The 21,575-nt window shown below is 61.8% G+C and carries 15 protein-coding genes; 6 read left to right on the top strand and 9 right to left on the bottom strand.

The genetic code is table 11. The features are described from left to right. Positions 1-23: 23 nt before the first annotated feature. Together fadB and JFU04_RS07175 are read right to left on the bottom strand one after the other, a co-directional pair. Positions 24-2,171: a fatty acid oxidation complex subunit alpha FadB gene (gene fadB, locus JFU04_RS07180; RefSeq protein ID WP_065902014.1), complete on the bottom strand. Its 2,148-nt coding sequence runs from the start codon at positions 2,169-2,171 to the stop codon at positions 24-26. A gap of 530 nt (positions 2,172-2,701) precedes the next feature. Further along, complete coding sequence (locus tag JFU04_RS07175) at positions 2,702-3,139, bottom strand: hypothetical protein (protein WP_065902016.1); 438 nt, start codon at positions 3,137-3,139, stop codon at positions 2,702-2,704. Between the two features lie 105 nt (positions 3,140-3,244). Between JFU04_RS07175 and JFU04_RS07170 the strand changes: the two genes are divergently transcribed. Then, positions 3,245-3,685 carry a universal stress protein gene (locus tag JFU04_RS07170; RefSeq protein WP_120447897.1) on the top strand — a complete coding sequence of 147 codons (441 nt, stop codon included), beginning with the start codon at positions 3,245-3,247 and terminating at the stop codon, positions 3,683-3,685. Between the two features lie 181 nt (positions 3,686-3,866). On the opposite strand, the gene JFU04_RS07165 is transcribed toward JFU04_RS07170, so the two are convergent. Then, on the bottom strand, positions 3,867-5,789 hold the full coding sequence (locus tag JFU04_RS07165) for an ATP-binding cassette domain-containing protein (protein WP_201143744.1): 1,923 nt from the start codon (positions 5,787-5,789) through the stop codon (positions 3,867-3,869). Between the two features lie 213 nt (positions 5,790-6,002). Between JFU04_RS07165 and JFU04_RS07160 the strand changes: the two genes are divergently transcribed. Beyond that, positions 6,003-7,931, top strand: coding sequence for a transglycosylase SLT domain-containing protein (locus JFU04_RS07160; protein ID WP_106804818.1), 1,929 nt, complete (start codon positions 6,003-6,005; stop codon positions 7,929-7,931). Positions 7,932-8,476: 545 nt separating this feature from the next. Here JFU04_RS07160 and JFU04_RS07155 read toward each other — a convergent pair. Next, positions 8,477-10,264 (bottom strand): ABC transporter transmembrane domain-containing protein, encoded by a 1,788-nt coding sequence (locus tag JFU04_RS07155; RefSeq protein ID WP_201143743.1) that lies wholly within the window; start codon positions 10,262-10,264, stop codon positions 8,477-8,479. 246 nt (positions 10,265-10,510) lie between these two features. On the opposite strand from JFU04_RS07155, the gene JFU04_RS07150 reads away from it, so the two are divergent. Next, positions 10,511-10,684 (top strand): PA1571 family protein, encoded by a 174-nt coding sequence (locus JFU04_RS07150; RefSeq protein ID WP_162946068.1) that lies wholly within the window; start codon positions 10,511-10,513, stop codon positions 10,682-10,684. Positions 10,685-10,767: 83 nt separating this feature from the next. Here JFU04_RS07150 and pdxB read toward each other — a convergent pair whose 3' ends face one another. Then, on the bottom strand, positions 10,768-11,910 hold the full coding sequence (gene pdxB / locus JFU04_RS07145) for a 4-phosphoerythronate dehydrogenase PdxB (protein ID WP_201143742.1): 1,143 nt from the start codon (positions 11,908-11,910) through the stop codon (positions 10,768-10,770). A 138-nt stretch (positions 11,911-12,048) separates the two neighbouring features. Between pdxB and JFU04_RS07140 the strand changes: the two genes are divergently transcribed. Further along, complete coding sequence (locus JFU04_RS07140; RefSeq protein WP_106804821.1) at positions 12,049-13,443, top strand: MATE family efflux transporter; 1,395 nt, start codon at positions 12,049-12,051, stop codon at positions 13,441-13,443. Here the strand turns inward: JFU04_RS07140 and tusA are convergent. Further along, positions 13,440-13,691, bottom strand: a complete 252-nt coding sequence (tusA, locus tag JFU04_RS07135) for a sulfurtransferase TusA (protein ID WP_065902032.1) — start codon at positions 13,689-13,691, stop codon at positions 13,440-13,442. The two genes, JFU04_RS07140 and tusA, sit on opposite strands and share 4 nt — an antisense overlap. Before the next feature lie 125 nt (positions 13,692-13,816). Then, positions 13,817-14,893, bottom strand: a complete 1,077-nt coding sequence (rlmM, locus tag JFU04_RS07130) for a 23S rRNA (cytidine(2498)-2'-O)-methyltransferase RlmM (RefSeq protein WP_065902033.1) — start codon at positions 14,891-14,893, stop codon at positions 13,817-13,819. 190 nt (positions 14,894-15,083) lie between these two features. Between rlmM and acnA the strand changes: the two genes are divergently transcribed. Further along, positions 15,084-17,825: an aconitate hydratase AcnA gene (gene acnA, locus JFU04_RS07125; RefSeq protein ID WP_106804822.1), complete on the top strand. Its 2,742-nt coding sequence runs from the start codon at positions 15,084-15,086 to the stop codon at positions 17,823-17,825. A gap of 127 nt (positions 17,826-17,952) precedes the next feature. On the opposite strand, the gene JFU04_RS07120 is transcribed toward acnA, so the two are convergent. Beyond that, complete coding sequence (locus JFU04_RS07120) at positions 17,953-18,891, bottom strand: aspartyl/asparaginyl beta-hydroxylase domain-containing protein (protein WP_201143741.1); 939 nt, start codon at positions 18,889-18,891, stop codon at positions 17,953-17,955. A gap of 452 nt (positions 18,892-19,343) precedes the next feature. Next, complete coding sequence (gene cysK, locus JFU04_RS07115) at positions 19,344-20,318, bottom strand: cysteine synthase A (protein WP_201143740.1); 975 nt, start codon at positions 20,316-20,318, stop codon at positions 19,344-19,346. A gap of 124 nt (positions 20,319-20,442) precedes the next feature. On the opposite strand from cysK, the gene JFU04_RS07110 reads away from it, so the two are divergent. Further along, positions 20,443-21,519 (top strand): DUF748 domain-containing protein, encoded by a 1,077-nt coding sequence (locus tag JFU04_RS07110; RefSeq protein WP_201143739.1) that lies wholly within the window; start codon positions 20,443-20,445, stop codon positions 21,517-21,519. Positions 21,520-21,575 lie beyond the last annotated feature (56 nt).

The raw sequence follows: 21,575 nt of genomic DNA, 5'->3' as shown, positions 1-21,575 counted from the left end.
TCTCGCTCAAGTGTATGGGACGCTTAACCGAAGAAGCTCTGGCCGTTCTTGGCCATTTCACGCAGCTTCGCGGTCGGGTGGTACAGCGGGCCCAAATCAGCGTATTTGTCAGCCAGGGCAACGAACTCGGCCACACCGATCGAGTCGATGTAACGCAGCGCACCGCCACGGAATGGAGGGAAACCAATACCGTACACCAGGCCCATATCGGCTTCGGCGGCGGTCTCGACGATGCCGTCTTCCAGGCAACGCACGGTCTCCAGGCACAGGGCGATCATCATCCAGTTGATGATGTCCTCGTCGGACACCTCACGCTGTTCGTAGATGACTGGCGCGAGTACTTCGTGCACCGACGGGTCGGCCACTTTCTTCTGCTTGCCCTTCTTGTCAGCCTCGTAGGCGTAGAAGCCCTTGCCGTTCTTCTGGCCCAGGCGCTTGGCTTCATAGAGCGCGTCGATCGCCGAACGGCGGTCGTCTTTCATGCGGTCCGGGAAGCCCTCGGCCATTACGTCGCGACCGTGGTGGCCGGTGTCGATGCCGACCACGTCCATCAGATACGCCGGGCCCATCGGCCAGCCGAATTTTTCCATGACCTTGTCGATGCGCACGAAGTCCACACCGGCACTCACCAACTTGGCGAAACCGCCGAAGTACGGGAACAGTACACGGTTGACCAGGAAGCCCGGGCAGTCGTTGACGACGATCGGGTTCTTGCCCATTTTCTTGGCGTAAGCCACGGTGGTGGCGATTGCCAACTCACTGGACTTCTCGCCACGGATCACTTCCACCAGCGGCATCATGTGCACCGGGTTGAAGAAGTGCATGCCGACGAAGTTTTCCGGACGCTTGAGGGCCTTGGCCAGCAGCGAGATGGAAATGGTCGAGGTGTTGGACGCCAGGATGGTGTCGTCTTTGACCTGGGCTTCCACTTCTGCCAGTACGGCTTGCTTGACCTTCGGGTTCTCGACAACGGCTTCGACCACCAGGTCGACGTGGCCAAAATCGCCGTAGGACAGCGTAGGACGAATGCCGTTAAGCACTTCAGCCATTTTCGCGGCGGTCATGCGGCCTTTGTCCACGCGGCCGACCAGCAGCTTGGCGGCTTCTGCCAGGCCTTGCTCGATACCGTGCTCGTTGATGTCCTTCATCAGGATCGGCGTGCCTTTGGACGCCGACTGATAAGCGATACCGCCACCCATGATACCGGCGCCGAGTACGGCAGCCTGTTTCACGTCCTTGGCGATTTCGTCGTAGGCCTTGGCCTTTTTCTTCAACTCCTGATCGTTCAGGAACAGGCCGATCAGGCTCTGGGCTGCCGAGGTCTTCGCCAGTTTGACGAAACCTGCCGCTTCCACTTCCAGGGCTTTGTCGCGACCGAAGTTCGCGGCCTTCTGGATGGTCTTGATCGCTTCAACCGGCGCCGGGTAGTTCGGGCCGGCCTGGCCAGCCACGAAACCCTTGGCGGTTTCGAACGACATCATTTGCTCGATGGCGTTGAGCTTGAGTTTTTCCAGCTTCGGCTGACGCTTGGCCTTGTAGTCAAATTCGCCACTGATGGCGCCCTTGATCAGGTTCAGCGCGGCTTCGGCCAGTTTGTCCGGGGCGACTACAGCGTCGACAGCACCGACTTTCAGCGCGTCTTCGGCTTTGTTTTCCTTACCGGCGGCGATCCACTCGATCGCGTTGTCGGCACCGATCAGGCGCGGCAGGCGCACGGTGCCGCCAAAGCCCGGGTAGATGCCCAGCTTGACTTCAGGCAGGCCGATCTTGGCGGTAGCCGACATGACACGGAAGTCTGCCGCGAGGCACATTTCCAGGCCGCCGCCCAGCGCGATGCCGTTGATGGCAGCCACGGTCGGCACGTTGAGGTCTTCGAAATCGCTGAAAATCTTGTTGGCTTCGAGGTTGCCAGCCACCAGCTCGGCATCGGGCAGCTTGAAGTTGTCGACGAATTCGGTGATGTCAGCGCCGACGATAAACACGTCCTTGCCGCTGGAGACGATCACGCCCTTGACCGAAGCATCTGCTTTGATGGTGTCTACGGCCTGACGCAATTCATTCAGGGTTAGACGGTTGAACTTGTTGACGGACTCACCCTTGAGGTCGAATTTCAATTCGACGATGCCACTTTCAAGAGCCTTAACCGTGATGGCTTTACCTTCGTAAATCATCAACTGATCTCCACGATATGGAAGCTGAACAGTACACACTGGACGCTGGCCTCTGGTTGGACACTGACTGTTGCGTCAATGCTCATGCCAATCCGCCAGGCACACCCGCCAATGCGATAGTCGGGATTCTGTATGAGCGGTCTGACAGACAAACGCTCAATTCATACGCCCGTTTGATTTGGGTACGCCACCTTCATCCAATTCCGGGCAATTGTCAATCGCTCGAAAGGCTAGGAAAAACGCGACTTTCCAGTCATTTCAGAACCCCGACCTTAAGCCGGCGACTCGTCAATATTCAAATGTTCACAAGATCAATAATAGAAAAGATGTGGGAAAAGGCTGTACAGAACGGGATATGCCGCTAGGCTAGCGACAACCGTAACGCGACTGGATGAACATCCGTCGCGGGAACCACAGATTTACCGGCCTGCCTGGCCAACTCCAGCCCGATGATGATGTCGGGCTTTTTATTGCCTGCTATTTCTCCCGAATACGACGACCGTAGGAGCCCAGGCCCGGGAGGACAGGTGTCAGGCCAGCGCCTTGAGCAACGCATCGATGTCTTTCAACACACTCGGCTCGCCCTTCTCGCCCCAGTACAAGGCGATCATCTGCTTGTCGGCTTCGACTTTGTAGACGTTGGCCGGCAGCGTTGCAAAATACGGCAACAACTTTTCATCGACGCACACCTCACGCCACTGGTTGACCCACACGCCCGGCTCCAACTGCCAGTAACTCCAGATCGTCGGCGTGCTGCTGCGCCGTGGCCGGCAGTACTGCGCACACGGGCTCGGCGGCTCCTGCTTGAGCCAGTGTGGCCACTCCTGGGGCGCCAGTTGCATGGCCAGGCCGATGCGGCGCGCCTCCATGCGCAGGGCCATGCGCCCGCTCTGATGGCGCGACGGGCGCAGCCATGCGAGGGGGCTCAGAACCACCACAAGGATTGACACCACTATCCAGACCGTCATATGTGTACTCCCGAATTTCTAGATGAGCGGATTTGACCTGACGCAACCCCATCCGCTTGAAAGCAGCCATACTGAATCTATTGCAGTCCCCTGGAGGAACGCCCCATGTCCTACGAACATATTCTGGTCGCTGTCGACCTGACCGAAGAGTGCGATCCAGTGATCAAGCGCGCCCGCGCCTTCGCGGTCGCCAGCAACGCCAAACTCTCCCTGGTGCACATCGTCGAGCCGATGGCCATGGCTTTTGGCGGTGACGTGCCCATGGATCTTTCCCAGTTGCAGCAACAGCAGTTTGACCAGGCCAAGGAGCGCCTGGACCGCTTGATCCTCAAATACCCGGAAGTGACCAAGAAAAACTCCCACCTCACTTACGGCCAACCGCGCCAGGAAATCCACCACCTCGCCAAGGAACAAGGCTGCGACCTGATCGTGGTCGGCAGCCATGGCCGCCACGGCTTGGCGTTGCTGCTCGGTTCTACCGCCAACGACGTGCTGCACGGCGCGCCGTGTGATGTGCTGGCGGTGAAGCTGGTCAAAGCCTCGTAATCCTAACGAAGATCAAATGTGGGAGCGGGCTTGCTCGCGAAAGCTTTTTGTCAGTTGATGCATCTGGTAACTGACACACCGCTTTCGCGAGCAAGCCCGCTCCCACATTTGGATCGTGCTTCATATAAAAAACCCGGTGTTCACTCAATGAACACCGGGTTTTTTAATGCACGCGAATCAATCAGGCATCCAGCTCGGCCCAACGCTCAACCAGCGCTTCCAGCTCCTGGTTCAATGTCTCCAGGGAAGCAATCACCTTCGCTGTCTCTGCTGCCGGACGCAGGTAGAAGCCCGCGTCAGCCATTTCCGCTTCTACGGCGGCAATCTGCTGTTCCTTGGCATCGATGTCACCCGGCAAGGCTTCCAGCTCGCGCTGCAGCTTGTAGCTGAGTTTCTTCTTGGCTGCCGGCGCAGCGGTTTCCTGCACGGGTGCCGCAGCGGCCACTGGCGTGACCACAGCGGAGGTCAAGTCGGCCTTGCCGGACTTGCTCTCGGTCACGCCCAGCAGGCGCGGCGAGCCGCCCTGGCGCAGCCAGTCCTGATAACCACCGACGTATTCACGCACTTTGCCTTCGCCTTCGAAGACCAAGGTGCTGGTGACCACGTTGTCGAGGAATGCCCGGTCGTGGCTGACCATCAGCACAGTGCCGTTGAAGGTCAGCAGCACCTCTTCCAACAGCTCGAGGGTTTCCACGTCGAGGTCGTTGGTCGGTTCATCGAGTACCAGCAGGTTGGCTGGCTTGCTGAACAGCTTGGCCAGCAGCAGGCGTGCGCGCTCACCACCGGACAAGGCTTTCACCGGTGTGCGGGCACGTTGCGGGCTGAACAGGAAGTCGCCCAGGTAGCTCAGCACGTGGCGGCTCTGGCCGTCGATGTCGATAAAGTCGCGACCTTCGGCGACGTTGTCGATCACGGTTTTTTCCAGGTCCAACTGGTGACGCAACTGGTCGAAGTACGCCACGTCGATGCGCGTGCCCTCTTCCACGGTGCCGCTGGTCGGTTGCAGGCCGCTGAGCATCAGCTTGAGCAAGGTGGTCTTGCCGGTACCGTTGGCGCCCAACAGGCCGATGCGGTCGCCGCGCTGCAGGACCATCGAGAAGTCCTTGATCAGGAACGGGCCGTCCGGGTGATGGAAGCTGACGTTCTCCAGCACCATCACCTGCTTGCCGGATTTATCGGCGGTATCCAGCTGGATATTGGCCTTGCCGGTGCGCTCGCGACGTTCGCTGCGCTCAACGCGCAGGGCCTTGAGGGCACGTACGCGGCCTTCGTTACGGGTGCGGCGGGCCTTGATGCCCTGGCGAATCCAGACTTCTTCCTGGGCCAGCTTCTTGTCGAACAAGGCGTTGGCGGTTTCTTCGGCGGCCAGGGCGGCCTCCTTGTGCACCAGGAAGCTGGCGTAGTCGCCGTTCCAGTCGATCAGGCCACCACGGTCCAGCTCAAGAATGCGGGTCGCCAGGTTCTGCAGGAAGGAGCGGTCGTGCGTGATGAACAACACGGCGCCCTGGAAATCCTTGAGGGCTTCTTCCAGCCAGGCAATCGCGCCGATGTCCAAGTGGTTGGTTGGCTCGTCGAGCAGCAGCAAGTCCGGCTCGGAGACCAGGGCCTGGGCCAGCAGCACGCGGCGACGCCAGCCGCCGGACAACTCGGCAAGGGTCTTGTCGGCCGGCAGCTGCAGGCGGCTCAGGGTGCTGTCGACCAGTTGCTGCAAGCGCCAGCCGTCACGGGCCTCGAGGTCTTGCTGGACATGCATCAGCTTGTCCAGGTCTGCCTCGGTGACGCAGTTCTGCGCCAGGTGATGGTACTCGGCGAGCAACGCGCCCACGCCGTCCAGGCCTTCGGCAACCACGTCGAAGACTGTCCGTCCGTCGGCCACCGGCAATTCCTGCGGCAATTCGCCGATCTTGAGGCCCGGGGCGCGCCAGACAGAGCCGTCGTCGGGCTTCTGGTCGCCTTTGACCAGCTTCATCATGCTGGACTTGCCGGTGCCATTGCGGCCGATGATGCACACCCGCTCACCACGGGCGATCTGCCAGGACACCTTGTCCAACAACGGCATAGCGCCGAAAGCAAGGGACACATCGCTGAATTTGAGCAGGGTCATACGCTTCTCCAAAAACTGGGCGCGCATTCTACCTGACTTGAGGAGGGGATGCGGCCAGCATTTTCCCAGCTGACACGTTCAGCAGGACATTTGCCGCGAACTTGAACGAACCGGCCGGCAAAGCTTTCGTAGGCGTCGGGCAAAAGGCTAAGCTAGGGGCAATCAGTGTCGGCGGTGCCGGTGCTAGTCGTGATTTCTCTGCACGGACGTCTCATGCGCAGTCGCCTTTTCAATTTCTTGTCTTGTCTGCTTCTTTCCGCCACCGCCGTTCAATCTGCCCAGGCCGTGGACCTCACCACCCAACGTCAATATTACGATGAAGCCAAACGTGCGCTGGCCAAGGGCGATACCGGCCCGTACATGCAATACAGCCAGGCGCTGGCCGATTATCCGCTGACGCCCTACCTTGCCTACGACGAACTGACCGCGCGCCTGAAAAGCGCCAGCAACGAGGAAATCGAACAATTCCTCGCCAAGAACGGCGACCTGCCCCAGGCCAACTGGATGAAGCTGCGCTGGTTGCGCTGGCTCGCCGACCGTGGCGACTGGCAGACCTTTGAAAAGTACTACGACCCCAAGCTCAATTTCGTCGAGCTGGACTGCCTACACGGCCAGTACCAGCTCACCCACAACCTGAAGGCCGAAGGGTACAAGACCACCGAAAAACTCTGGATGACCGGCAAATCCCAACCGGCCGCCTGCGACGCCACCTTCGGCCAATGGGCCGCCGATGGCCAGCTCACCGAACAGAAGATCTGGGACCGCGCCAAACTGGCCGCCGAGGCCCGCAACTACGCGCTGGCCAACAGCCTGGTAAAAACCCTGCCGACCCTCGGCGCCCAGGGCCGTCTGATGGTGGACGTGGCGCAAAAGCCCGACATGCTCAGCGATCCGTCACGTTTCCTGCCAGCCAACGAGGCCATGTCTGACGCGGTCGGGCTGGGTCTTCGCCGCCTGGCGCGCCAGGATCCCGACAAGGCCATGGCCTTGCTCGACGGTTATGCCAGCAGCATGCACTTCTCCCGTGACGAAAAAGTGGCAATCGCCCGTGAGATCGGCCTGACCCTGGCCAAGCGTTTCGACCCACGCGCCCTTGAAGTGATGACCAAGTACGACCCGGAGCTGCGCGACAACACTGTGTCGGAATGGCGTCTGCGCCTGCTGCTGCGCCTGGCCCGCTGGGAAGATGCCTACCAGCTGACCCGCAAACTCCCACAAGACCTGGCAACCACCAACCGCTGGCGCTACTGGCAGGCGCGTAGCCTAGAACTGGCCGAGCCGAAAAACCCGCAAGCCCTGGTGCTGTACAAGAACCTCGCGCAGGAACGTGATTTCTATGGCTTCCTCGCCGCGGATCGCTCCAAGGCCCCGTATCAGTTGAAGAACAAACCACTGCTGATGAGCCAGGCGCTGGTCAACAAAGTGCGCAACACCCCAGGCGTGCGCCGTGCGCTGGAGTTCTACGCACGTGGCCAGGTGGTCGACGGGCGCCGCGAGTGGTACCACGTCAGCCGTCACTTCAACCGCGACGAAATGGTCGCCCAGGCCAAGCTGGCCTATGACATGAAGTGGTACTTCCCGGCGATTCGCACCATCAGCCAGGCGCAGTACTGGGACGACCTGGACATCCGCTTCCCGATGGCCCACCGCGACACCCTGGTGCGCGAAGCCAAGGTGCGTGGCCTGCATTCCAGCTGGGTGTTTGCCATTACCCGCCAGGAAAGCGCCTTCATGGATGACGCGCGCTCCGGCGTCGGCGCCAGCGGCCTGATGCAACTGATGCCCGGCACCGCCAAGGACACCGCGCGCAAGTTCAGCATCCCGCTGGCCTCACCGGCCCAGGTACTGGACCCGGACAAGAACATCCAGCTCGGCGCCGCGTACCTGAGCCAGGTACACAGCCAGTTCAACGGCAATCGCGTGCTCGCCTCCGCCGCCTACAACGCCGGCCCCGGCCGCGTGCGCCAATGGCTGCGGGGTGCCGACCACCTGAGTTTCGACGTGTGGGTGGAGAGCATTCCATTCGACGAAACCCGCCAGTACGTGCAGAACGTGCTGTCTTATTCGGTGATCTACGGGCAAAAGCTCAACTCGCCACAGCCGCTGGTGGATTGGCATGAGCGGTATTTCGATGATCAGTGATTCACACTGAAGAAAGCCCCGCGATCAGCCGGATTACTGTGGCGAGCAGGCTTGTTTGTGGTGAGCTGGCTTGTTGTGGATTGAGTGGGCTTGTTGTGGATTCAGCGTACTTGTTGTGGACTCAGTGGGCTTTTTGTGGCGAGCGGGCTTGCCCCGCGTTGGAGCGCGAAGCGCTCCCATCCAAGCCACCCTCACTCCCACTGGAAGACCAAGGCAGCAGTTTTTAGGGCTGCTACGCAGCCCAACGCGGGGCAAGCCCGCTCACCACAAACAAGCCTTCTCACCACATACAAGCCTGCTGCTGCCCTCACTCCCACTGGAAGGCCAAGGCAGCAGGTTTTAGGGCTGCTACGCAGCCCAACGCGGGGCAAGCCCGCTCACCACAAACAAGCCTTCTCACCACAGACAAGCCTGCTGCTGCCCTCACTCCCACTGGAAGACCGAGCCAGCAGGTTTTGGGGCTGCTACGCAGCCCAACGCGGGGCAAGCCCGCTCACCACAAACAAGCCTGCTCACCACATACAAGCCTGCTCGCTTGCCCCCAGCTAGCCTTCGTTTTTCGCAACCTCAATCCCATCATTGAACTGCAACGCCGCCAACCGCGCATACAGCGGATTGTTCGCAATCAACTGCTGATGCGTGCCCACCGCCACCAGCTTGCCCTGGTCCATCACGGCAATGCGGTCCGCATGTTTCACCGTTGCCAGGCGATGGGCGATCACCAGCGTGGTGCGCCCCTGCATCAGTTGCGGCAAGGCCTGCTGGATCAGGTGTTCACTTTGCGCATCGAGGGCGCTGGTGGCCTCGTCGAGCAGCAGGATCGGGGCGTCCACCAGCAACGCCCGGGCGATGGCCAGGCGTTGGCGCTGGCCGCCGGAGAGCCCCATGCCGCCGTCGCCCAGGTGAGTCTGGTAGCCATCGGGCATTTGCAGGATGAAGTCGTGGGCGTGGGCGATGCGCGCGGCAGCTTCGACCTGCTCGCGCGTGGCGGTCGGGTTGCCGTAGCGGATGTTTTCTTCGACGCTGCCGAAAAACAGCGCCGGGCTCTGCGAGACCAGCGCGAAATGCCGGCGCAGTTCCAGGGGGTCGAGTTCGGTCAGTGGATGGCCGTCGAGCAGGATGCGGCCATGCTGGGGATCGTAGAAACGCAGCAACAGGTCGAAAATCGTCGACTTGCCCGCGCCGGAAGGCCCCACCAACGCCAGGGTTTCACCGGGATTGATAGTCAGACTCAGCCCATCGATCGCGTAACTGTCCGGCCGTGACGGGTAGGAAAAACGCAGGTCCTGCAGCTCCATCCGGCCACTGACGCGTTCGGGCAACTGCACGCTGCCGCTGGCCGGCGCCTGGATTTCGTTGCTTGACTGCAACAACTCGCCAATCCGCTCGGCGGCACCCGCCGCACGTTGCAGTTCACCGAGTACTTCGCTGAGGGTGCCAACGGCGCTGCCGACGATCAGGCTGTAGAACACAAACGCCGCCAGTTCGCCGCCGGAAATGCGTCCGCTGATCACGTCCATGCCGCCGACCCAGAGCATCACGCCCACGGCCCCGAGCACCAGCATGATCACCAACGTGATCAACCAGGCGCGCTGGGTGATGCGTTTGCGCGCGGTGGTAAACGCCTCCTCCACCGTGACGGCAAAGCGCTGCTCATCCTGGACCTGGTGGTTATAGGCTTGCACCGTCTTGATCTGGCCGAGGGTCTCGGACACGTAGCTGCCCACATCGGCGATACGGTCCTGGCTCAGGCGCGACAAGCTGCGCACACGGCGGCCAAAGATCAGGATCGGCGCCAGCACCAGCGGCAGCGCGATCACCACGATGCTGGTGAGCTTGGGGTTGGTGACAAACAGCAGCACGATGCCGCCGATGACCATCAAGGCATTGCGTAGGAACAGCGACAGCGACGAGCCGATCACCGATTGCAGCAAGGTGGTGTCGGTGGTCAGACGCGACTGGATCTCCGAACTGCGGTTGTTCTCGTAGAACCCGGGATGCAGGTAGATCAAATGGTTGAACACCTGGCGACGAATGTCAGCCACTACCCGCTCGCCGATCCACGACACCAGGTAAAACCGCGCAAAGGTGCCCACCGCCAGGCCCACTACCAGCACCATGAACAGGCCGATGGATTGGTTGAGCAGGTGCGGCGACTGGGTCATGAAGCCCTGGTCCACCAGCAGGCGAATGCCCTGCCCCATCGACAAGGTGATGCCGGCGGTAACGATCAGCGCCAACAGGGCACCGAGGGCCTGCCAGCGGTACGGCGCGATGAAGCGGCTGGCCAGGCGAATTGCACGGCGTTGACGGACTGAGAACATGGAGGGCATCACCTGATCGGAAAGGGTTGGTACCTGCGTCCTTACATGGGGGGAACTTGCGCGAATAACAATGAGTCAGGTTAATTATGCCCGCCGATGCTGGCCCCTAGAGGCTATCGGTCTAACGCCCGGCTGGAAATCCACAGTGGTTTCTGGTGGACTGGGTGTTCGAACCGCTGACTGTGCAAGGAGTTGTAACAGCTTGGTCACGCGGGGGGTTCAGAGTAGGTACACAACCTGATGAGGAGACAGGCCATGACCTTGCAAAACAGCAGCGACGCCAAAATTGAAGTGATCCGCCAACCGCAACAGTTGCCTTGCTCGTACATCGACGCCACGGGCCGCGAAGTGCAGATTACCGAAGAGATGATCCAGCAAGCCTGCAGCGAGCTGGAACAACGACTGGTCAAGCCTGCCCAGCAAGGCTGAAGCGCCCACGCTCTTTTAGAACCGGCCCGGGTGGCCGGTTTTTTTATACCCGCCACCCTGTAGGAGCGACCCGCGAGTCGAGGTCAGAGCAATTCTGCGCCGAGGGCCGAGACCATAGCCGAGAGCGCGGCAGACTCCCCATTGATACGCACCTTCAGCGCGTCAATCTCGCGGCGCGCCGGGTAGCCCTTGCGCAACAGGTCGAACGCCTTGCGCTGTTCTTCCACGGTGCCCACCAGGCTACGGCGAAAATCCGCATCATCACGGCGCGGGTCGTACACGCTGCGGCACAAGGTGGCCAGGGCCCAGGCCGGATCGGTGGCCGCGTTCAAATGCACCTCGGCCAACCAGGGCGCTGGCAGCAGGTCGTTCAACTGAATCACCGGTTCCTGGCCCAGGTAGGCACAGAACGCCTGGTAGATCTGCGCCGTGCCGCGCTGCCGGCCATCCAGGCTGTAGCCGGCAATGTGCGGGGTGGCCAGCACGCACAGGTCGGCCAGGTCGACGTCCACTTCCGGCTCGCCTTCCCACACATCCAGCACCGCTTGCAGGTCTTCGCGCGCCAGCAGGACTTCGCGCAGGGCGGCATTGTCGACCACCGGGCCGCGGCTCGCGTTGATCAGCCAGGTACCCGGTTTAAGCTGCTCGAGGCGCTGGCGGTCGAACAGGTGCCAGGTGGAGCCATTGCCGGACTTGGTCAGCGGCGTGTGCAGGCTGATCACGTCGCACTGCTCGATAATCTGCTCCAGGCTGACGTAATCGCCGTCTTCTGCAATCTGGCGTGGCGGGTCGCACACCTGCACGTTCCAGCCCAGGCCCTTGAGTACCTTGACCAACCGCCCGCCCACTTCACCGGCGCCGACCACACCGTAGGTTCGCTGGTTAAGGTCGACGCCTTCGATCTCGGCCAGCGTCTGCAGGCTGCCCAGCACGTAATCGACCACGCCGCGCGCGTTGCAGCCCGGCGCGCTGGACCACTGGATGCCCGCCTGCCGGAAATACTCCAGGTCCAGGTGGTCGGTGCCGATGGTGCAGGTGCCGACAAAGCGCACGTTGCTGCCTTCGAGCAGCGCACGGTTGACGTTGGTCACCGAGCGCACCAGCAGCACGTCGGCCTGCTCGACCGTGGCGCGGTCGATGGAACGGCCGGGCACGCGGCGAATCTCGCCAAACCCTTCGAAGAATGCATCGAGCAGCGGGATATTTTCGTCGGCAACAATCAACATGGCAGGCTCCTTTGGCGGATCAGCAGTGTACAGGCATCACAGCCGTCGCTTACAAATCGCTAACACAGGTTTTTTCCTGACCGTTGCGTCAAGGCGTAGAATCCGCCGTCCTTGCGCTGCTCGACTGGACATTTGTACGTGAACACTGCCACCGCTCCCCTTACCCGCCCCGCCCGCATCAGCCGGGAAGTGCGCGGCCTGCTGACGCTGGCCCTGCCGATCATGATCGGCCAACTGGCCACCACCGCGATGAGTTTTGTCGATGCGGTAATGGCCGGGCGCGTCAGCCCCCAGGACCTGGCGGCAGTGGGCCTGGGCAACTCGATCTGGATCCCGGTGTACCTGCTGATGACCGGTACGCTCCTGGCGACCACGCCGAAAGTTGCCCAGCGCTACGGTGCCGGGCAGTTCAGCGAGATCGGCCCGCTGGTGCGCCAATCGCTGTGGCTGGCGGTGGTGGTCGGCATCAGCGCGGCCCTGTTGCTGCTCTGCGCCGAACCGATCCTGCACGCGATGAAGGTCGAGCCCGACCTGATCAAGCCCTCCATGGGCTACCTGCACGGCATCGCCGCCGGCATGCCGGCCATTGCGCTGTATTACGTGCTGCGCTGTTTCAGCGATGGCCTGGGGCGCACGCGACCGAGCATGGTCATGGGCCTGTGCGGGCTGGCGCTGAACATTCCACTGAACTACATCTTCATCTACGGCCACCTCGGCGTGCCCGCCATGGGCGGCGTGGGCTGCGGCTGGGCCACGGCGATTGCGATGTGGGTGATGATGCTCGGCCTGGCGGTTTGGACCCGCTGGGGCCCGGCCTACCAGAGCAGTGAGCTGTTCACGCGCTTTGACTGGCCGCAGTGGGCGGTGATCAAGCGCGTACTGGGGATCGGCCTGCCGATCGGTATCGCGATCTTCGCCGAATCGAGCATCTTTGCGGTGATCGCGCTGCTGATCGGCAGCCTCGGTGCCACGGTGGTGTCCGGGCACCAGATCGCCCTGAACGTCAGCTCCCTGGTGTTCATGATCCCCTACTCCCTGAGCATGGCCGTCACCGTGCGCGTCGGCCAGGCCCTGGGGCGGGGCGAGCCGCGTGAAGCGCGCTTCGCCGCCGGGGTCGGGATGGGCACGGCGCTGGCGTATGCCTGCCTGTCCTGCAGCCTGATGCTGGTGTTCCGCGAGCAGATCGCAACGATCTACACCCCGGACCCGATCGTGATCCACCTGGCTTCGACGCTGATCGTGTTCTCGGCGCTGTTCCAGTTCTCGGATTCGATCCAGGTCACCGCCGCTGGTGCCCTGCGGGGTTACCAGGACACCCGCGTGACCATGGTGCTGACGCTGTTTGCCTATTGGGGCGTGGGGCTGCCGGTGGGGTATGCGCTGGGCCTGACCAACTGGCTCGGCGAGCCCAGCGGCCCGAGCGGCTTGTGGCAGGGGCTGATCGTCGGCCTGAGCTGTGCGGCGGGGATGTTGCTGGTGCGCCTGGCGCGCAGTGCACGCCGGCGCATTCGCCTGGACAAGGCGCGGGGTTAATCGGCCTTCTTGCGGATCCAGTAGAGGTACGTGCCGGCCTGCTCCTGCTGATCCACCAGTTCGTGATCGAGGAACACGCAGAACTTGGGGATATCGCGACGCGTCGACGGGTCGGTCGCGATGACCTTGAGCAAGCCGCCGGCCGGCAGGTCGCGGATGTGCTGGTGCAGCATCATCACCGGCTCCGGACAGTTGAGGCCGGTGGCGTCCAAGGTCGCGTCGACAGGCAAATCAACAGACTGATTCATCATTTACTCCTAAATCCAGCCTGCTCCACTCTGGGAGCGGGCTTGCCCGCGATGACGGGGCACATTCAACATAAATTTCGACCGTTATACCGCTTTCGCCGGCAAGCCAGCGCCTGCCTTTGATCTCAGCGGCCTTTAGATTTCTTTACATCGACCAACCGACGCAGGTGGCACGTCACTTCCTCGCGGTCGTGGTACAGCTGCTTGCAGCCAATCTCCACGCGGATGCCACGCGCCTTGAAGCCGTCTTCGATGCGTTCCAGCAAACGCTTCACTTCGGCGTAGCGCTGCTTCATCGGCAACTTCAGGTTGACCACCGCCTCGCGACAATGCCCTTCACCGATCCAGGTTTCCAGCAGGGCTGCGTTACGCGCCGGCTTTTCGACGATGTCGCAGACCATCCAGTCCACCGGCTGCTTGGGCACGAAGGTGAAGCCGTCAGCCATCAAGTGCTGCACCAGGCCGGTGTCCATCAGGCTTTCGGCCATCGGGCCGTTGTCGATGGCGGTCACCAGCATGCCACGATTGACCAGTTGCCAGGTCCAGCCGCCGGGCGCTGCGCCGAGGTCGACGCCGGTCATGTCGCCGTGCAGGCGTTCATCCCACTGGTCGCGAGGGATGAAGTGGTGCCAAGCCTCTTCCAGCTTCAGGGTCGAGCGGCTGGGCGCCTCACGCGGAAACTTGAGGCGCGGGATGCCCATCGGCCACATTGCCGAGTTGTTCGACTCGGCCAGGCCCATGAACACTTCGCGGCCACTCTTGAAGGTCAGCAGCAGGCGCGGCTTGCTCGGGTCGTCCACCAGCTTGCCGGCGTTGAGCAGGGCTTTGCGCAGGTGCACTTCGAATTTCTTACAGAAGTTGGAGAGTTCCTTGCCGTCATTGGTGTCGACCATCTCCAGCCACAGGCTGCCGCACACCGGAAACTCGCGCAGGTGGGTGAGGATCACGCTGATGCGGTCGGTTTCCGGCAGGTCGATGAACACCCCGCGCGCCCACTGCCGCGGGAAGATCAGCTCGGCAAAGCGCTGGCCGTGCATCAGGCGCTGGGCGCCGTCTTCTTCGGTGCAGACAAATTCGGCGCAGGCGCTGCCGGTCTTGGCCTTGGCGTAGCCGGAAACGTTCAGGCGCGCGGCGTGTTCCGCGATCTCGGAACAGACTTCGCCTTCAAAACCCGGGCGGCAGTGCATAAAAAGGGTGTTCATCAACTCTCCTGGTAACACGCTTGCTGTAGCGCAAGGCCTGTCATGAAAACGCGCGCATGATAGCCGAGTTCGGAACCTTGGTTCTGTCCATAGAGTCCAGTAATTAGCCAGCTACTGAAAACAGGGCTAGTTTGAAAGCTCTGTTCGTCCCGTCAGGTCCGTAGCCGTGCGGACCATAAGGAGTCATGTAATGTCATCCCTTGATAGCCTGAGAACCCTTAAGACCCTGCAGATCGACGCAAAAACCTACCACTATTTCAGTCTGCCCGAAGCCGCCAAGAGCCTGGGTGACCTGGATAAGCTGCCGATGTCCCTCAAAGTGCTGCTGGAGAACCTGCTGCGCTGGGAAGACGACAAGACCGTCACCGGCGCCGACCTGAAGGCCATCGCCGCCTGGCTCAAAGAGCGCAAGTCCGACCGCGAGATCCAGTACCGCCCCGCCCGAGTATTGATGCAAGACTTTACCGGGGTCCCCGCCGTAGTCGACCTGGCCGCCATGCGCGCCGCCGTGGCCAAGGCCGGTGGCGACCCGCAGCGCATCAACCCGCTGTCGCCCGTGGACCTGGTCATCGACCACTCGGTGATGGTCGACAAGTTCGGCACCACCAGCGCGTTCGAGCAGAACGTCGACATCGAGATGCAGCGCAACGGCGAACGCTACGCCTTCCTGCGCTGGGGCCAGAGCGCCTTCGACAACTTCAGCGTGGTGCCGCCTGGCACCGGTATCTGTCACCAGGTCAACCTCGAATACCTCGGCCGCACCGTGTGGACCAAAGATGAGGACGGCCGCACCTATGCGTTCCCCGACACCCTGGTGGGCACCGACTCGCACACCACCATGATCAACGGCCTGGGCGTGCTCGGCTGGGGCGTGGGCGGTATCGAGGCGGAAGCGGCGATGCTCGGCCAGCCCGTGTCGATGCTGATCCCGGAAGTGATTGGCTTCAAGCTCACCGGTAAATTGAAAGAAGGTATTACTGCCACCGACCTGGTGCTGACCGTCACCCAGATGCTGCGCAAGAAAGGCGTGGTGGGTAAGTTCGTCGAGTTCTACGGCGACGGCCTGGCCGACCTGCCGCTGGCTGACCGCGCGACCATCGCCAACATGGCCCCGGAATACGGCGCCACCTGCGGCTTTTTCCCGGTGGACGAGGTGACGCTGGACTACCTGCGCCTGTCCGGTCGTCCGGCAGAAACCGTCAAGCTGGTCGAGGCCTACACCAAGGCCCAGGGCCTGTGGCGCAACGCTGGCCAGGAACCGGTGTTCACCGACAGCCTGGCGCTGGACATGGGCAGCGTCGAAGCCAGCCTGGCCGGGCCGAAACGCCCGCAGGACCGTGTGTCCCTGCCGAATGTCGGCCAGGCCTTCAGCGACTTCCTCGACCTGCAATTCAAACCGACCAACAAGGAAGAAGGCCGCCTGGAAAGTGAAGGCGGCGGCGGTGTCGCCGTGGGCAATGCCGACCTCGTCGGCGAAACCGACTACGAATACGACGGCCAGACCTACCGTCTGAAAAACGGCGCGGTGGTGATCGCTGCGATTACCTCCTGCACCAACACCTCCAACCCCAGCGTGATGATGGCCGCCGGCCTGGTGGCGAAAAAGGCCGTGGAAAAGGGCCTGACGCGCAAACCCTGGGTGAAAACCTCGCTGGCGCCCGGCTCCAAAGTGGTCACCGACTACTACAAGGCAGCCGGCCTGACCCACTACCTCGACAAGCTGGGCTTCGACCTGGTCGGCTACGGCTGCACCACCTGTATCGGCAACTCCGGCCCCTTGCCCGAGCCGATCGAAAAAGCCATCCAGAAAGCCGACCTGGCCGTCGCCTCGGTGCTGTCGGGCAACCGCAACTTCGAGGGCCGCGTGCATCCGCTGGTGAAAACCAACTGGTTGGCCTCGCCACCGCTGGTGGTCGCGTATGCACTGGCCGGCACCGTGCGCATCGATATCAGCAGCGAACCACTGGGTAACGATCAGGACGGCAAGCCGGTGTACCTCAAGGACATCTGGCCCAGCAGCCAGGAAATCGCCGACGCGGTAGCGCAGGTCAGCACGAGTATGTTCCACAAGGAATACGCCGAAGTGTTCGCCGGCGACGAGCAGTGGCAAGCGATCGAGGTGCCGCAGGCGGCAACGTATGTGTGGCAGAAGGATTCCACCTACATCCAGCACCCACCGTTCTTCGACGACATTGCCGGCCCGCTGCCGGTGATCAAGGACGTCAAGGGCGCCAACGTGCTGGCCCTGCTCGGTGATTCGGTGACCACCGACCACATCTCCCCCGCCGGCAACATAAAGACCGACAGCCCTGCCGGCCGCTACCTGCGCGAGCAGGGCGTGGAACCGCGTGACTTCAACTCCTACGGCTCACGCCGGGGCAACCATGAAGTGATGATGCGCGGCACGTTCGCCAACATCCGGATCCGCAATGAAATGCTCGGCGGCGAGGAAGGCGGCAATACGCTGTACATCCCTACCGGCGAGAAAATGCCGATCTACGATGCCTCGATGAAATACCAGGCAGCGGGTACCCCGCTGGTGGTGATCGCCGGCCAGGAATACGGCACCGGCTCCAGCCGCGACTGGGCGGCCAAGGGCACCAACCTGTTGGGCGTCAAGGCGGTGATCGCCGAGAGCTTCGAACGCATCCACCGCTCCAACCTGGTGGGTATGGGCGTGCTGCCGCTGCAGTTCAAGCTGGATCAGAACCGTAAGTCACTCAAGCTGACCGGCAAGGAGAAGATCGACATCCTCGGCCTGACGGATGCCGAGATTGAGCCGCGCATGAACCTGACGCTGGTGATTACCCGGGAAGATGGCAGCAGCGAGAAGATCGAGGTGCTGTGCCGGATCGATACGCTGAATGAGGTGGAGTACTTCAAGGCGGGGGGCATCCTGCACTACGTGCTGCGCCAATTGATCGCCTCTTAAACAACCCTGCAAAACCAACTGTGGGAGCGGGCTTGCTCGCGAATGCGGTGGATCAGTCAAGAATGTATCGACTGACACTCCGCATTCGCGGGCAAGCCCGCTCCCACAGTTTCGAGCGCATTTGAGATCAGCCGAACAACCACTTCCACAACAGCACCAGCACCACTAACGCCAGCACCGGCCGTGCAATGCGGTAGGCCTTGGGATGCTTGCGTTTCCACTGCTTGACCACACCGCTGAACTTGTCGCTGAAGGTCTTGCTCCAGGCGTACGCCTGGTTGATGCCGCCGACGCGCTCGTCATCGAGGTTCTGCGGCGCGGTGGCGCGGCCCAGCTGCTTGCTGACCCAGCGGTTGACGCGGGTCATCAGGCGGTTGCTCAAGGGGCGCTCGATGTCGCAGAACAGGATGACGCGGGTCTTTTCGGTCTCGTTCTTCACCCAGTGCACATACGTTTCGTCGAACATCACGTCTTCACCGTCGCGCCAGGCGTACACCTGGCCATCGACGAAGATGCGGCAGTCGTCGGAGTTCGGCGTGGACAGGCCCAGGTGATAGCGCAGCGAACCGGCAAACGGGTCGCGGTGCGGGTTGAGGTGGCTGCCGCCTGGCAACAGCGCGAACATCGCGCCCTTGACGTTGGGGATGCTGCTCACCAGCGCCACGGTTTTCGGGCACAGCGCCTCGGCCGATGGCAGGGGTTTGTCGTACCACTTGAGGTAGAAACGCTTCCAGCCCTTCTTGAAGAACGAACCGAACCCGGCGTCGTTGTTCTTTTCGGCGGCGCGGATGTACCCCTCGTCGAACAGGTGCATGGCCTCTTCGCGGATCACTTCCCAGTTGTCCTTGAGCACATCCAGTTCCGGGAATTTGCTGCGGTCCAGGTAAGGCTTGGACGGCACGGCGGAGAACAGGTACATCAAGGCGTTATACGGGGCGAACAGCGCCGAATGATTGACGAACTGGCGCAACATCGGCAAACGGGCCTTGCCGCGCAGGTGCACATACAGCGTGCTGCCGATAAACAACGCCAGCACCGACAGTTTGGCGGCCAAAGAAAAGGTCATGCAGCAACTCCTGAAAATAAGCGCCTGGCCAACAGCAGACGTAGCAGCCGGCCATGATAAACAGTTGGGCCATTATGCAGAAGGCCCGAGCTGACCGGCTGACACAAATCAAACATTGCAAGCAACGCGGGTGGGGCAGCGGATCTCATATGGTGACTGGGCTTCCCGTGGTGGCCGAACCTGTTGTGGCTAGGACTTATATGGCTAGCGGGCTTATTGTGGCGAGCGGGCTTGCCCCGCGTTGGGGCGCGAAGCGGCCCTTAACCATTCACCGCGTTTCCCCCTGGAAAAACCCGCTGGATTGACTGGGGCCGCTTCGCAGCCCAACGCGGGGCAAGCCCGCTCACCACAGGAAACGAAAAGCGCGCTCACGACAAATCAACAATAAACCTACCCACCCCATCAAACCTGCCCACTACAAAACATCAAGCCCGCTCACCACAAAACAACCATCAAGCCTGATTTTCCTGGTCGGTAAACAAATCGCTGAACAGCATGCTCGACAGGTAGCGCTCACCGGAGTCCGGCAAAATGACAACGATAGTCTTGCCCTGCATTTCCGGCTTCTCCGCCAGACGCACGGCCACGGCCATCGCCGCCCCGCAGGAGATTCCGCAGAGGATGCCTTCTTCCTGCATCAGGCGCAGGGCCATGGCCTTGGATTCTTCGTCGGTCACCAGCTCCACGCGGTCGACCATCGACAAATCCAGGTTCTTCGGCACAAAACCGGCGCCAATGCCCTGGATCTTGTGCGAACTCGGCTTTATTTCTTCACCGGCCAGGGCCTGGGTGATCACCGGCGACACAAGCGGCTCCACGGCCACCGACAGAATCGGCTTGCCCGCGGTGTTCTTGATATAGCGCGACACCCCGGTGATCGTGCCGCCGGTGCCCACGCCTGCGACCAGCACGTCGACGGCGCCATCGGTGTCATTCCAGATTTCCGGGCCGGTGGTTTTCTCGTGGATCGCCGGGTTGGCCGGGTTTTCGAACTGGCCTGGCATGAAGTACTGGGCCGGGTCGCTGGCGACGATCTCAGCGGCTTTGGCGATGGCCCCTGGCATGCCCTTGGCCGGCTCGGTCAGCACCAGCTCGGCGCCGAGGGCCTTGAGCACCTTGCGGCGCTCGATACTCATCGACGCCGGCATGGTCAGCAGCAGCTTATAGCCGCGGGCAGCGGCAACGAACGCCAGGCCGATACCGGTGTTGCCGGAGGTAGGTTCGACGATGGTCATGCCCGGCTTGAGTTTGCCGGTGCTTTCGGCGTCCCAGATCATGTTTGCGCCAATGCGGCACTTCACCGAGTAACCCGGGTTACGCCCTTCGATCTTGGCCAGGATGGTCACGCCACGCGGGGCGATGCGGTTGATCTGGACCAGGGGCGTGTTACCGATGGAGTGCGCGTTGTCTGCAAAGATGCGGCTCATGACGGGTCCTTAAGGCAATTTCAAGAAGGTCACAAGGGTATGCCTCGTCCACCAAGGCGTCCAGTCAGAGGAACGTTGCGCCCACCCGGACGGTCCATCGCCTATACCGTTGGAGAACCTGACCATGAGACGTCGCTACAGTTGGCCACTCTGGACCTTCGCCGCCCTGGTGGTGGTGCTGGTTGCCATCGACCTGGCCCTGCCCTACCTGGTGCGCAACTACTTGAATGACAAACTCGCCGACATGGGCGACTACCGTGGCCAGGTCACCGACGTGGACGTGGCCCTGTGGCGCGGCGCGTACAGGATCAACGGCCTGCAGATCGTCAAGGTCGACGGCAAGGTGCCGGTACCGTTCGTCAAGGCGCCGTTGATCGACCTGGCAGTGAGCTGGCATTCGCTGTGGTACGACCATGCGGTGGTGGCTGAGGTGCAGTTCGTCAACCCCGAGGTCAATTTCGTCGATGGCGGGGCCAACAAGCAGGCGTCCCAGACCGGTAAAGGCACCGACTGGCGCGCGCAGTTGAGCAAACTGCTGCCGATCACCCTCAACGAAGTGCGCATCCAGGACGGCAAGATCGCCTTCCACAACTTCAGCTCCAAACCGCCGGTGAACATCAACGCCACGTCGGTCAACGCCAGCTTCTATAACCTCACCAACGTGGTCGACGTCAAAGGCAAGCGCGACGCCCGCTTCGACGGCAAGGCCCTGCTGCAGGGCCAGGCGCCCCTGGAAGCGACCGCCACGTTTGACCCGCTGAGCAACTTCGAAGACTTCGAATTCCGCTTTCGCGCCAGGGACCTGCAGCTGCGCCGCATGAATGATTTCGCGTCAGCGTACGGCAAATTCGACTTCAAGGCCGGTACCGGTGATGTGGTGATCGAGGCCCAGGCGGAAAAAGGCCAGTTGACCGGCTACATCAAGCCGCTGCTGCGCAATGTGGAAGTCTTCGACTGGCAACAGGACGTCGAAAACAAGGACAAGAACATCTTCCGCTCGATCTGGGAGGCCGTGGTCGGCGCCAGCGAGACGGTGCTTAAGAACCAGGCCAAGAACCAGTTCGCCACCCGCGTGGAGCTGAGTGGCAGCGTGCATCAGCAGAATGTCAGCGCGTTCTCCGCGTTTTTGGCGATTTTGCGCAATGGCTTCATCCAGGCATTCAACGCGCGCTATGAACAACCCAAGCCATCGGCGGATTGAGCCTGACCGGCCATTCAGAGACTGAATAACCCGTCTGCGTTCACAGTCGCCGGGGC

The organism is Pseudomonas sp. TH21 (genome assembly GCF_016651025.1).
Classification (GTDB): Bacteria; Pseudomonadota; Gammaproteobacteria; order Pseudomonadales; family Pseudomonadaceae; genus Aquipseudomonas; species Aquipseudomonas aylmerensis.
Note: the sequence above shows the minus strand (reverse complement) of the source record. Positions and strands in the feature narration are given on the sequence as shown.